This window comes from Pseudomonas fluorescens (assembly GCF_030344995.1).
GTDB lineage: Bacteria > Pseudomonadota > Gammaproteobacteria > Pseudomonadales > Pseudomonadaceae > Aquipseudomonas > Aquipseudomonas fluorescens_BF.
The window spans coordinates 2,027,230-2,040,233 of the sequence record NZ_CP128260.1; the positions used below are offsets into that span (position 1 = coordinate 2,027,230).

The 13,004-nt window shown below is 61.5% G+C and carries 16 protein-coding genes; 15 read left to right on the forward strand and 1 reads right to left on the reverse strand.

Annotated elements, in window-relative coordinates:
* The first annotated feature begins 3 nt into the window (after window positions 1–3).
* The 15 genes from fliH (at window position 4) to flhB (ending at window position 12,294) form a co-directional block, all read left to right on the forward strand.
* Complete coding sequence (fliH, locus tag QR290_RS09185; RefSeq protein WP_115077001.1) at window positions 4–810, forward strand: flagellar assembly protein FliH; 807 nt, start codon at window positions 4–6, stop codon at window positions 808–810.
* A complete protein-coding gene (fliI, locus tag QR290_RS09190; RefSeq protein ID WP_289204758.1) occupies window positions 800–2,158 on the forward strand; it encodes a flagellar protein export ATPase FliI in 1,359 nt (452 codons plus the stop codon). Before fliH ends, fliI begins: the two co-directional genes overlap by 11 nt.
* A 6-nt stretch (window positions 2,159–2,164) precedes the next feature.
* Window positions 2,165–2,614, forward strand: a complete 450-nt coding sequence (gene fliJ, locus QR290_RS09195; protein ID WP_115077003.1) for a flagellar export protein FliJ — start codon at window positions 2,165–2,167, stop codon at window positions 2,612–2,614.
* 101 nt (window positions 2,615–2,715) lie between these two features.
* A complete protein-coding gene (locus QR290_RS09200) occupies window positions 2,716–3,015 on the forward strand; it encodes an STAS domain-containing protein (protein ID WP_011333053.1) in 300 nt (99 codons plus the stop codon).
* A gap of 5 nt (window positions 3,016–3,020) precedes the next feature.
* Window positions 3,021–4,724 carry an ATP-binding SpoIIE family protein phosphatase gene (locus tag QR290_RS09205; RefSeq protein ID WP_289204759.1) on the forward strand — a complete coding sequence of 568 codons (1,704 nt, stop codon included), beginning with the start codon at window positions 3,021–3,023 and terminating at the stop codon, window positions 4,722–4,724.
* A 30-nt stretch (window positions 4,725–4,754) separates the two neighbouring features.
* Window positions 4,755–5,102: an Hpt domain-containing protein gene (locus QR290_RS09210; protein ID WP_085699453.1), complete on the forward strand. Its 348-nt coding sequence runs from the start codon at window positions 4,755–4,757 to the stop codon at window positions 5,100–5,102.
* A gap of 105 nt (window positions 5,103–5,207) precedes the next feature.
* Entirely contained in the window at window positions 5,208–6,569 is a 1,362-nt protein-coding gene (locus QR290_RS09215; protein WP_115077005.1) for a flagellar hook-length control protein FliK, read from the forward strand.
* Between the two features lie 312 nt (window positions 6,570–6,881).
* The gene (fliL, locus tag QR290_RS09220; protein ID WP_085666707.1) at window positions 6,882–7,385 is read left to right on the forward strand and encodes a flagellar basal body-associated protein FliL; all 504 of its coding nucleotides are present in this window, start codon (window positions 6,882–6,884) and stop codon (window positions 7,383–7,385) included.
* Window positions 7,386–7,394: 9 nt separating this feature from the next.
* Window positions 7,395–8,363 (forward strand): flagellar motor switch protein FliM, encoded by a 969-nt coding sequence (gene fliM, locus QR290_RS09225; RefSeq protein ID WP_003222890.1) that lies wholly within the window; start codon window positions 7,395–7,397, stop codon window positions 8,361–8,363.
* Window positions 8,364–8,420: 57 nt separating this feature from the next.
* Window positions 8,421–8,879, forward strand: coding sequence for a flagellar motor switch protein FliN (gene fliN / locus QR290_RS09230; protein WP_435875083.1), 459 nt, complete (start codon window positions 8,421–8,423; stop codon window positions 8,877–8,879).
* Window positions 8,880–9,338 carry a flagellar biosynthetic protein FliO gene (gene fliO / locus QR290_RS09235; RefSeq protein WP_289204761.1) on the forward strand — a complete coding sequence of 153 codons (459 nt, stop codon included), beginning with the start codon at window positions 8,880–8,882 and terminating at the stop codon, window positions 9,336–9,338.
* Window positions 9,338–10,096, forward strand: a complete 759-nt coding sequence (fliP, locus tag QR290_RS09240) for a flagellar type III secretion system pore protein FliP (RefSeq protein ID WP_289204762.1) — start codon at window positions 9,338–9,340, stop codon at window positions 10,094–10,096. The genes fliO and fliP overlap by 1 nt, the downstream gene beginning before the upstream one ends.
* Window positions 10,093–10,362, forward strand: a complete 270-nt coding sequence (gene fliQ, locus QR290_RS09245; protein WP_007951951.1) for a flagellar biosynthesis protein FliQ — start codon at window positions 10,093–10,095, stop codon at window positions 10,360–10,362. The genes fliP and fliQ overlap by 4 nt, the downstream gene beginning before the upstream one ends.
* A 3-nt stretch (window positions 10,363–10,365) precedes the next feature.
* Window positions 10,366–11,151, forward strand: a complete 786-nt coding sequence (gene fliR, locus QR290_RS09250) for a flagellar biosynthetic protein FliR (protein WP_102717471.1) — start codon at window positions 10,366–10,368, stop codon at window positions 11,149–11,151.
* A 3-nt stretch (window positions 11,152–11,154) separates the two neighbouring features.
* Window positions 11,155–12,294: a flagellar biosynthesis protein FlhB gene (gene flhB / locus QR290_RS09255; RefSeq protein ID WP_289204763.1), complete on the forward strand. Its 1,140-nt coding sequence runs from the start codon at window positions 11,155–11,157 to the stop codon at window positions 12,292–12,294.
* 101 nt (window positions 12,295–12,395) lie between these two features.
* On the opposite strand, the gene QR290_RS09260 is transcribed toward flhB, so the two are convergent.
* The gene (locus QR290_RS09260) at window positions 12,396–12,770 is read right to left on the reverse strand and encodes a DUF6124 family protein (protein ID WP_289204764.1); all 375 of its coding nucleotides are present in this window, start codon (window positions 12,768–12,770) and stop codon (window positions 12,396–12,398) included.
* Window positions 12,771–13,004: the final 234 nt, after the last annotated feature.

The window sequence follows — 13,004 nt, forward strand, 5'->3', positions numbered from 1 at the left end:
CCCATGGACAAGCATGACGACGATGTGACGGACCTGATCCGTGCCCGGGACGTTCGCGGTTTCGATACCTGGGCCTTGCCCAGCTTCGACCCGCCGAAGCCGGAACCCGAGCCGGAACCGGAGCCCGAACCGCCGGAAATGGAAGAAGTGCCGCTGGAAGAAGTCCAGCCACTGACCCTGGAAGAACTCGAAAGCATCCGTCAGGAGGCCTACAACGAGGGCTTCGCCATCGGCGAAAAGGAAGGCTTTCACAGCGCCACCCTCAAGGTGCGCCAGGAAGCCGAAGTGGTCCTGACGGCCAAGGTCAACAACCTTGAGCAACTGATGGGCCACCTGTTCGAGCCCATCGCCGAGCAAGACACCCAGATCGAAAAGTCGCTGGTCGACCTCGTGCAGCACATCGCCAAACAGGTGATTCAGCGCGAACTGGCCATCGACTCGACGCAGATCGAACACGTCATGCGCGACGCCCTCAAGCTGTTGCCGCTGGGCGTGGGCAATGTGCGGCTGTACGTCAATCCGCAGGATTTCGAACAGGTCAAAGCCCTGCGCGAACGTCATGAGGAAACCTGGCGCATCGTCGAGGATGAATCCCTGTTGCCGGGCGGTTGTCGGGTCGAGACTGACCACAGCCGGATCGACGCCAGCATCGAAACCCGCGTCAGCCAGGTCATGGCCAAGCTGTTCGACCAGTTGCACGAACAGGCTCTGCACCCGGCCGAGCCGGACCTGAGCCTGGACCTGCCGGAGTCGCCAAAACCGGCACCGGTCGCAGAAGAGCCGCTCGCGGACGCCCCCGATGCGCCTTGAACGCACCAGTTTCGCCAAGCGCCTGAGCACCTACGCCGAGGCCACCGAAATCGCCGGTGCGCCGATCCTCGAAGGGCGCCTGCTGCGCATGGTCGGCCTGACGCTCGAAGCCGAAGGCCTGCGCGCCGCCATGGGCACCCGCTGCATGGTGATCAACGACGACACCTATCACCCGTCCCAGGTTGAAGCCGAAGTCATGGGCTTTTCCGGCAGCAAGGTGTTCCTGATGCCGGTCGGCAGCGTGGCCGGCATTGCGCCGGGTGCGCGCGTGGTGCCGCTGGCTGACACTGGTCGCCTGCCGATGGGCATGAGCATGCTCGGTCGCGTGCTGGACGGCGCCGGACGTGCGCTGGACGGCAAGGGCGGCATGAAGGCCGAAGACTGGGTGCCGATGGACGGCCCGACAATCAACCCGCTCAACCGTGACCCGATCAGCGTGCCGCTGGACGTCGGCATTCGTTGCATCAACGGTTTGTTGACGGTCGGTCGCGGTCAGCGTCTGGGCCTGTTCGCCGGTACCGGTGTCGGTAAATCGGTGTTGCTGGGCATGATGACCCGTTTCACCGAAGCCGACATCATTGTCGTCGGCCTGATCGGTGAGCGGGGTCGAGAAGTTAAGGAATTCATTGAGCACATCCTCGGTGAGGAAGGCCTCAAGCGTTCCGTGGTAGTGGCGTCGCCTGCGGACGATGCGCCGCTGATGCGTCTGCGTGCGGCGATGTACTGCACGCGGATCGCCGAATATTTCCGCGACAAGGGCAAGAACGTCCTGTTGCTGATGGATTCCCTGACCCGTTTCGCCCAGGCCCAGCGGGAAATCGCCCTGGCCATCGGCGAGCCGCCGGCGACCAAGGGCTATCCGCCGTCGGTATTCGCCAAACTGCCGAAACTGGTGGAGCGCGCCGGTAACGCGGAGAAGGGCGGGGGTTCGATCACCGCGTTCTACACCGTATTGTCCGAAGGCGATGACCAGCAGGACCCGATCGCCGACTCCGCGCGGGGTGTGCTCGACGGGCACATCGTGCTGTCGCGGCGACTGGCCGAGGAAGGGCATTACCCGGCCATCGATATCGAAGCTTCGATCAGCCGGGTAATGCCGGCGGTGGTGTCGCCGGAACACATGCAGCGCGCGCAATACTTCAAGCAGCTGTGGTCGCGCTACCAACAGAGCCGCGACCTGATCAGCGTCGGCGCCTATGTCGCGGGCGGTGACCGCGAGACCGACACGGCCATTTCCCTCCAGCCGCAGCTGGTCAGGTATCTGCGTCAGGGCCTCAACGACAACATCAGCCTGGGTGAAAGCGAGGCGTACCTCAGCACGATTTTCGCCCCGGCGGCCGGCGGGTAACCGGTCATGGCCCTGAGTCGAGCCGCGCGTCTGGCGCCGGTGGTGGACATGGCCGAGAAGGCCGAGAAAACCGCCGTTCAGCGCCTGGGCTATTTTCAGGGTCAGGTGAAAGTGGCCGAGAGCAAACTCGCCGACTTGCATGCCTTCCGTCTGGATTACTCCGAGCAGTGGATCGTGCGCGGCAGCACGGGCGTTTCCGGGCAATGGCTGCTGGGTTTTCAGGGCTTTCTGGCGCAACTCGACACCGCTGTCGATCAGCAGCGTCAAAGTCTGCAATGGCACCAGAACAACCTGGACAAGGCCCGCGATGCCTGGCAACAGGCCTTCGCCCGGGTCGAAGGTCTGCGCAAGCTTGTACAACGTTATCTGGAAGAAGCGCAGCGCGCCGAAGACAAGCGCGAACAGAAGCTGCTGGACGAGTTGTCCCAGCGTTTGCCGCGCCACGAGGCGTTTTGACGGGCAGATCTCGCACAAATCCCGACGCCATCGCGCCTTGCCCATGGCCCCTCCAAGTGCTAAACCTTGTACACGTTCGTCAATGACAAGGAAGCCAGTACATGTCAGTCGTTACAGAAGTCTCTGCGGACAAGAAAAAGCTGACGATTTCGGTCAAGGGGCGATTCGATTTCGCCAAGCATCAGGAATTTCGCCAATCCTACGAAAAAGAGCAGCCCGAATCGGTGATTGTCGACCTCAAGGAGGCGACCTATCTCGACAGTTCGGCGCTCGGCATGTTGCTTCTGCTGCGTGATCACGTCGGTGGCGACGACTCGGAAATCCGCGTGGTCAACAGCAGTTCCGACGTGAAGAAAATTCTCGCCATCTCCAACTTCGACAAACTGTTCGACATCAGTTGACGGCCATGCAGCCGCAAGAGCCGCTGACGATCCTGATCGCCGAAGACAGCGCCGCCGACCGGCTGCTGTTGTCGACCATCGTCCGGCGTCAGGGGCATGAAGTGCTGACGGCCACCCACGGTGCAGAGGCGGTCGAGGCGTTTATCCGGCAAAAGCCGCATCTGGTGTTGATGGACGCCATGATGCCGGTGATGGACGGGTTCGAAGCTGCGCGGCAGATCAAGACGCTGGCGGGTGAAAACCTGGTGCCGATCATCTTCCTCACGTCGCTGACGGAAAGTGAAGCCCTGGCCCGTTGCCTTGAAGCCGGCGGTGACGACTTTCTGGCGAAGCCCTACAACCAGGTGATCCTCGCCGCCAAAATCAAGGCGATGGATCGCTTGCGGCGTTTGCAGGCCACGGTTCTTCAGCAGCGCGACCTGATCGCCAAACACCACGACTATCTGCTCAACGAGCAGCGGGTCGCCAAGGCCGTGTTCGACAAGGTCGCGCATTCCGGCTGCCTGAGCGCACCGAATATCCGTTACCTGCAATCGCCCTATGCGCTGTTCAATGGCGATCTGCTGCTGGCCGCGTACACCCCGGCCGGCGACATGCATGTGATGCTCGGTGACTTCACCGGTCACGGCTTGCCGGCGGCCGTCGGCGCGATGCCGCTGGCCGAGGTGTTCTATGGCATGACCGCCAAGGGTTATGGTCTGGCCGAGACCCTGCGAGAAATGAACGCCAAGCTCAAGCGCATCCTGCCGGTGGACATGTTCTGTTGCGCGACCTTGTTGTGCCTGAGTTTTCAGCGACGTTCGGTGGAGGTCTGGAACGGCGGCATGCCCGACGGTTATCTGCATTGCCTCGCCACCGGGGAGCGCACGCCGCTGGCGGCGCGACATCTTCCGCTGGGGGTGCTCAGCCCGCAGACCTTCGATGACCGCACCGAGGTTCACTCGATGGCGGTGGGCGATCGGGTGTTCCTGCTCTCGGACGGAGTCATCGACACCTGCGATGCCAACGATCAGTTGTTTGGTGTGGAGCGCTTGCACAAGGTGTTCGCTGCCAATCGCCAGCCGGATCGGCTGTTCGAGGAGATCGAGCAGGCGTTGCAGGACTTTCGCGGTGAAGCCCGGGACGATGTGAGTATGGTCGAGGTCAGCCTGCTGGAAATGGCGCAGGTCAATCCAACGGCGCCGGTGTATTCCGACAGTGGCCAGTCCTGTCCGCTGGACTGGTCGGTGAGCTTCGAATTTCGCGGTGCCACGCTCAAGCGCTTCAATCCGCTGCCTTACCTGTTGCAGTTGTTGCTGGAAGTGCATGGCTTGCGGACGCAGAGTGGCGCACTGTACAGCGTGCTGGCCGAGCTTTATTCCAACGCGCTGGAGCATGGCGTGCTGGGCCTGGATTCGAACCTCAAGCGCGATGCGTCGGGTTTCGCGCGTTATTACGAGCAGCGCAATGCGCGCCTCGAGGCCCTGCAGGACGGTTACGTGCGCGTGCATTTGCAAGTGCGGCCCGAAGGCGAGGGCGGTTGTCTGGTGGTGCGTGTCGAAGACAGCGGCCGGGGATTCGATGTCTCGCGCGTGATGGAGCGGCCGCTCGACGGTGTCCGTCTGTCGGGGCGCGGGGTCAGTCTGATTCGGCAGTTGGCCCGAAATGCCAGCTGGTCAGACGATGGTCGCAGTGCTCGCGTGGAGTTTTTCTGGGAGGCTCTGGCATAATCCGCGCATTCTTGATCAAGGAGTGAACAAGTGGCTGATACACATGTGGACCACGAGGCGCTAAGCGCGCTGCGGGAAGTGATGGAAGACAGCTATCCGGAACTGCTGGATACCTTTCTTGCCGATTCCGAAAACCGCCTGCGGGAGTTGCAACAGACTGCCGATGCCGATGCATTGTCTTCCGTCGCGCACAGCTTCAAGGGCAGCAGCAGCAACATGGGTGCGATCCGTCTTGCCGTGCTGTGCCAGGAGCTGGAACAGCATGCCAAAGACAAAAGCCCTTCTGAAATCATCAAGCTGGTCGCCGATATCCATAGCGAATTCGCCGATGTGCGGCCCGTTTATGTGGCCGAGCGCCAGCGCTCGCTGACGCACTGATTCTGCCGCCGGGCGGTTTTGCCGGATTTCTGACGAAACTGGCCCGGCACTTGCAGTCATCTATCCCAACTGTACCTACGATCCCAGTGCAGCGGAGACCGTGCCATGCCTGCAAGCCCCAACATTCTTCTTCAGACCGCCGCCCAGGCCAAGGCGCAAGCAGCTTCGGCCAAATCATCGGCAGTGGCCGCAGAGCCCGGGGACAAGGCCTCCAGCTTCGCTCAGGTGTTCGCCGATCAAGGCCCGAACAAACCCTCGGTGAGCGTCGACAATTCGGCAAAACCTGCCCGTGACAAGGTTGCTGACAACAGCGGCAAGAAGGACGTGGGCAAGGATCAGTCTGCCGCCCCGGAGCCGGCGGTTGCCGATAGCGGCAAAGCCTTGCCCGCCGACAAACCGGCGACAGCGGCAACGGACGACAAGACTGCTACTGATGATGAGACTGCCGATACCGCGCCGACTCCTGTTGTCGACACGGCACCGGTGGATCCGGCGCTGGTGGCGGCGGTGGAGCCCGTCGTCACCGCACCGGTAGCCGCTACTCCTGTCGTCGATACCGCCGCGAAACCGGAAACCGATCAACCTGCCGTGGCGGCATTGCCGGGTATGGTCAAGGATCCGGCGCCGGCCACTGACCCGGCTTTCGACCCCGAGGCGGATCCGCTGGATTCGCTGCCCGCCGTGCGCATGGCCATGGAGCAGAGCGGTCACATTTCCGCTTCCAGCCAGTCCCAGCCCAAGGCCACCCCGGCCCAGGCTCAGGCTGACGGCGAATTGACCTCGGCGCAGAATTTCGCTGCCGGCATGGCCAGCATGCTTGATGTGCAGGCAGACAAGGACAGCACCAGTCAGGGCGGCGAAAAGGCATTCAGCGGTCTGATCGATGACGGCTTGAAAGACCTGAAGACCGCCACCAGTGACACCCGCGTGGATGATTTCGCCAACCGTCTGGCGGCGCTGACCCAGGCTGCCACACCGAAAACCGCCAACGCGGTGCCGGTGAACCAGCCGATTGCCATGCACCAGAACGGCTGGACCGAAGAAGTGGTCAACCGGGTCATGTACCTGTCGAGCAACAACCTGAAGGCGGCTGACATCCAGTTGCAACCGGCCGAGCTGGGGCGTCTGGATATCCGGGTGAACATGGTCCCGGACCAACAGACCCAGGTGACCTTCATGAGCGCGCATCCGAGCGTGCGAGAAGCCCTCGACGGTCAGATGCACCGCCTGCGCGACATGTTCACCCAGCAAGGCATGGGACAGGTGGACGTCAACGTTTCCGACCAGAACCGTGGCTGGCAGGGTCAAGGCCAGGAACAGGCGCAGCAGGGCCAGAGCGGTCGCACCAGCGCTGCCGGCGGTCGCCTGGATTCGGCTGAAGAAGAGTTGACGCCGGCAGCGGTCGCTGAAGCTGCTGCTACGGCCACACACGTGATCGGCTCCAGCGCCGTCGACTACTACGCCTGATCAAATCAAGAGCCCCTCACCCTAGCCCTCCCCAAACGTCGGACCGCCCGGAGGGAGAGGGAACTGATTGGGGGATGCTTGAGATGCTCGCTAACCTTATTGTTTGGGCTGAATCCAAGTCGACTCGGTGCCTCAGGTCGATATATCACGACAAGACAACTCGATCGGCTCCCTCTCCCTCCGGGAGAGGGCTGGGGTGAGGGTTGCTTTTGACTTCAGCGTTGTCTCCGCTACTACCGACACTTCTGGCATAACACTTGCTCTTGCCTTGCCGTGCGACTGTGAAAACCCGATTAGTGACGGATTATTGGCATGGCGAAGAGCGAAGCTGCAGCAGTAAAAGACCCCGCAACCAAAGGCAAACTCAAGCTGATCATCATGATCGTGCTGGGTCTGTTGCTGGCGATCGGCACGTCCGTGGGGGCGACCTGGTTCTTCATGCACAGTGCCCAGAGCAAGCCCGAGGCGGCCGCCGAAGCGGCACCGGTCGGCAAGCAACCGGCGATTTTCGAGCCGATGGCGCCGGCCTTCGTGGCGAACTACAACCAGAACGGCCGTCAGCGCTACATGCAGGTGAGCATCACCATGCTGGCGCGCAATCAGGCGGATCTGGAAGCGCTCAAAGTGCACATGCCGGTGATCCGCAACAACCTGGTGATGCTCTTCTCCGGTCAGGATTTCGCCACGCTGGCGACCCCGGTCGGTCAAGAGATGTTGCGCCAGAAGGCCACAGCCAGCGTCCAGGAAGTGGCGCAGAAAGAGCTGGGCAAAGTGGTGATCGAACAGTTGCTTTTCACTAATTTCGTACTGCAGTAGGAACACGACATGGCCGTGCAGGATCTGCTGTCCCAGGATGAAATCGACGCGCTGTTGCATGGCGTCGACGATGGTCTGGTACAGACCGATAACGCTGCCGAACCCGGCAGTGTCAAAAGCTACGACCTGACCAGCCAGGATCGCATCGTCCGTGGACGCATGCCGACTCTGGAAATGATCAACGAGCGTTTTGCCCGCTACACCCGCATCAGCATGTTCAACATGCTGCGCCGCTCGGCGGACGTTGCCGTCGGTGGCGTACAGGTGATGAAGTTCGGCGAATACGTGCACTCGCTGTACGTGCCGACCAGCCTCAACCTGGTCAAGATCAAACCCCTGCGCGGCACCGCGCTGTTCATCCTCGACGCCAAACTGGTGTTCAAGCTGGTGGACAACTTCTTCGGCGGCGACGGCCGTCACGCCAAGATCGAAGGTCGTGAATTCACCCCGACCGAACTGCGCGTGGTGCGCATGGTGCTGGAGCAGGCGTTCGTCGACTTGAAAGAAGCCTGGCAGGCGATCATGGAAGTCAACTTCGAGTACATCAACTCGGAAGTGAACCCGGCCATGGCCAACATCGTCGGCCCGAGCGAAGCGATTGTGGTATCGACCTTCCACATCGAACTCGACGGCGGTGGCGGTGATCTGCACGTGACCATGCCGTACTCGATGATCGAGCCGGTGCGCGAAATGCTCGACGCCGGTTTCCAGTCGGACCTCGACGACCAGGACGAACGCTGGGTCAACGCCCTGCGCCAGGACGTGCTCGACGTCGATGTGCCGATCGGTGCCACCGTGGCTCGCCGCCAGTTGAAACTGCGCGACATCCTGCACATGCAGCCGGGTGACGTGATTCCGGTCGAGATGCCGGAAGACATGATCATGCGCGCCAACGGCGTGCCGGCCTTCAAGGTCAAGATGGGTTCGCACAAAGGCAACCTCGCGTTGCAAGTGATCGAGCCGATCGAGCGCCGCTGAAGCGGCGCCTTCACTCCCTGATTCTTTTACCGGTTTTTTGCCCGCCGAGGACAAATGATGAACGACGATATGAACACCCAGGACGATCAGGCACTGGCCGATGAATGGGCTGCCGCCCTGGAAGAAACCGGTGAAGCCGGGCAGGCCGACATCGACGCGCTGCTGGCCGCCGATGCAGGTGCTTCGAGCTCCAACCGTCTGCCGATGGAAGAGTTCGGCAGCGTGCCGAAGAACAACGATCCGGTGTCGCTGGATGGCCCGAATCTGGATGTGATTCTCGACATTCCGGTGTCGATCTCGATGGAAGTGGGCAGCACCGACATCAACATCCGCAACCTGCTGCAACTCAACCAGGGTTCGGTGATCGAGCTCGATCGTCTGGCCGGCGAGCCGCTGGACGTGCTGGTCAACGGCACCCTGATCGCTCACGGTGAAGTGGTTGTGGTCAACGAAAAGTTCGGCATCCGTCTGACTGACGTGATCAGCCCGAGCGAACGCATCAAGAAGCTGCGCTGAGTGAAAAAGGTTCTGGGGGCTTTGTTCGGTCTGGCACTGGCGTTGCCGTTCAGCGTGCTGGCGGCCGAGCCGGTGGCGACCACGGCAGCGGCTGCTGCGCCGGCCGTCAACAGCGGCGTGGCGGGTCAACTGACGCAACTGGTGCTGGGCCTGTTGCTGGTGCTGGGGTTGATCTTCTTCCTCGCCTGGCTGTTGCGCCGCGTGCAGCAGGCAGGTCCAGCCGGCAAGGGCCAGGTGATCGAGTTGGTCGGTTCCCGCGCGCTCGGGCCGCGTGACCGTCTGATGCTGGTGCAGGTCGGCAACGAGCAGATTCTGCTCGGTCTCAGCCCCGGAACCATCACTGCGTTGCACGTGCTCAAAGAGCCGGTCGAGGTGCCGAGCACCGCCGATAAAGCGACTCCGGAATTTGCCCAGCATCTGTTGAAGATCCTCGGCAAGGATCAGAAGGATAAGAAGTAATGGGCGCGTCGCGCATCGTCTTGACCCTGGCCTTGATGTTGGCCGCGCCGCTGGCCTTCGCCGCCGATCCGTTGTCGATCCCGGCGATCACTCTGGGCACCAACGCCGAGGGCGCGCAGGAGTATTCGGTCAGCCTGCAGATCCTGCTGATCATGACGGCGCTGAGCTTCATTCCGGCCGCCGTCATCCTGATGACCAGTTTCACCCGGATCATCATCGTCTTCTCGATCCTGCGTCAGGCCCTTGGCCTGCAGCAGACGCCGTCGAACCAGATCCTCACCGGCATGGCGCTGTTCCTGACGCTGTTCATCATGGCGCCGGTGTTCGATCGCGTGAACAACGATGCCTTGCAGCCGTACCTCGCGGAAAAACTGACCGCTCAGCAGGCAGTGGAAAAGGCTCAGGTGCCGATCAAGGACTTCATGCTCGCCCAGACCCGCTCCAGCGATCTGGAGCTGTTCATGCGCCTGTCCAAGCGCACCGACATCGCCACTCCGGATGCTGCGCCGCTGACGATTCTGGTGCCGGCGTTCGTGACGTCTGAACTGAAGACCGCGTTCCAGATCGGCTTCATGATCTTCATCCCGTTCCTGATCATCGACCTGGTGGTCGCGAGCGTGCTGATGGCGATGGGTATGATGATGCTGTCGCCGCTGATCATTTCCCTGCCGTTCAAAATCATGCTTTTCGTGCTGGTGGATGGCTGGGCGCTGATCATCGGCACCCTGGCCAGCAGTTTCGGAGGTGTATCGCCATGACGCCAGAAGTAGCGGTCGACATCTTTCGCGAAGCCCTGTGGCTGACCACCATGATGGTGGCGATCCTGGTGGTCCCGAGTCTGTTGGTGGGCCTGCTGGTGTCGATGTTTCAGGCCGCGACCCAGATCAACGAACAGACCCTGAGCTTTTTGCCGCGTCTGCTGGTGATGCTGGTAACGCTGATCGTCGCCGGCCCGTGGCTGGTGCAGACGTTCATGGAATACATCACGCAGTTGTACAAAAACATTCCGATGGTCATCGGCTAAGCCATGCAATCGTTGCTTCAGCTGACCGATACCCAGATCAGCACCTGGGTGGCGTCGTTCATGCTGCCGATGTTTCGCGTCGCCTCGATGTTGATGGTGATGCCGGTCTTCGGAACCACGCTGGTGCCCCGGCGGATCCGTCTGTACTTCGCCTTCGCGATCACCGTGGTGATCACGCCCAACTTGCCGCCGATGCCGGCGGTCAGCCCGCTGGACCTCAGCGGCCTGCTGCTGATTGCCGAGCAGATTCTGGTGGGTGCGGTGCTGGGCTTCTCTCTGCAACTGTTCTTTCAGGCCTTCGTGGTGGCGGGGCAGATCGTCGCGATCCAGATGGGTATGGGCTTCGCGTCGATGATCGACCCTACCAACGGCGTGTCGGTGGCGGTGATCGGGCAGTTCTTCACGATGCTGGTGACCCTGCTGTTCCTGTCGATGAACGGGCACCTGGTGGTCTTCGAAGTGCTCACCGAAAGCTTCACCACGCTGCCGGTCGGCGGCGGGCTGATGACCACGCATTACTGGGAACTGGCCGGCAAACTCGGCTGGGTGCTGGGCGCCGCGTTGTTGCTGGTGTTGCCGGCGGTCACCGCGCTGCTGGTGGTCAACATCGCCTTTGGCGTGATGACCCGCGCTGCGCCGCAGCTGAACATTTTTTCCATCGGCTTCCCGCTGACCCTCGTACTCGGCCTGTTCATCGTCTGGGTCGGGCTGGCGGACATTCTCAATCAGTATCAACCGCTGGCCACCGAGGCCTTGCAGTTTTTACGCGAACTGGCAAAGGCGCGCTGAGTCATGGCTGAGAGCGAAAGCGGTCAGGACAAAACAGAAGACCCCACGGAGAAGCGCAAAAAGGACTCCCGGGAAAAGGGTGAGATTGCGCGCTCCAAGGAGCTCAACACCCTGGCGATCATGCTCGCCGGCTCTGCCGCGCTGCTGATTTTTGGCGGGATGCTGGCGCAGGAATTGATGGACCTGATGCGCCAGAACTTCACGCTGTCGCGGGAAGTGATCATGGACGAGCGCTCCATGGCGACGTTCCTGATGAGTTCCGGATTGCAGGCATTGCTGGCGATTCAGCCGATCATGATCACCCTGTTGCTGGCGGCTTTCCTCGGGCCGATCGCGCTGGGCGGCTGGTTGTTCGCCGCCGGTTCGCTGGCACCCAAGTTCAGTCGGATGAACCCGGCGGCGGGCCTCAAGCGGATGTTCTCGATGAAGGCCGTGATCGAGCTGCTCAAGGCGCTGGCCAAGTTTCTCATCACGTTGGGTGTGGCGCTGGTGGTACTCAATTCGGACATCGACGACCTGCTGCGCATCGCCCATGAGCCGCTGGACCGGGCGATCATTCACAGCTTGCAACTGGTGGGCTGGAGCTCGCTGTGGCTGGCCTGCGGGTTGATCATCATCGCCGCTGTCGACGTTCCCGTGCAGATCTGGGAGAGCATCAAGAAGCTCAAGATGACCAAGCAGGAAGTGCGCGACGAGCACAAGGACCAGGAAGGTCGGCCGGAGGTCAAGCAACGGATTCGTCAGGTTCAGCGCGAGATGTCGCAGCGGCGGATGATGGCGGCGATCCCGGATGCCGACGTGGTCATCACCAACCCGACCCACTACGCCGTGGCGCTCAAGTACGACGCCGAGAAGGGCGGGGCGCCGATGCTGCTGGCCAAGGGCAGCGATTTCCTGGCGCTGAAGATCCGCGAGATCGCCGTGGCCAACAACGTCATGCTCCTCGAGTCGCCAGCGCTGGCGCGTTCGATCTATTACTCCACGGAGCTGGAAGAAGAAATCCCCGGCGGCCTGTACCTGGCTGTCGCTCAGGTATTGGCTTACGTCTACCAGATCCGCCAGCACCGCGCGGGCAAGGGCAAGTTCCCGGAACCGCTCAAGGACGACCTGCCGATCCCGCCGGATCTGCGGCGCGATTCCTGATGAAGCAAAAAAAACCGCCATCCGGTTGAACCTGATGGCGGCTTTTTTTATGCCCGATGACCTGTTGTTGTCTGTGAGGCCACCACACATTTCTCAAGCCTTCACGCGGAAGTCTGCGACGGCGGTATTTCCAGATTATCCAGCACCCGATTCACTGCCAGTTCCCCGAGCATGATCAGTTGCGCAATACCCACCAGCGTCCTGCGCTGCGAGGCAGGCATGAGATGGGTGAAGTCATTGACGATGGTTCTGGCTGAGGCCAGGGTTTCGCAGGCATCGGCCAGCAGCTCTTCGTTTTTGAAGTCCGCGGTGACGGCGTACATTCTGCGGGTCTTGCGCGGTGGTGGCGTAGAGCCGGGCGGGCAGAGATAGTGATCCAGGGCGCGGTCGGCGGCTTCGTGAAGCTTTCTGGAGTCGGCGGATTCGTAGGGTGAGGTGGGGTCGGTTTCGGGTGGGTTGGGTGTTGGTTTGATCATGGTGAAGCTCCTTTGGGGGGGAGCCGCCAAATCCAGTCGCTAAACAGGAAGGGTGGCGGCTGTACGCGGGTTAGCGAACCGGTCAAAGGCACCCGGGTAGACCACGAGGGTCTCCCGCATACAGCCACCATAACGAAATTGCAGACAAACAGATCCACAACGAAGCCTGGAACGCTGGTGCACCTTTAAATTGAGCCGAGTCGCTAAACCCGATCGCTGATTCGTCAGCGACCG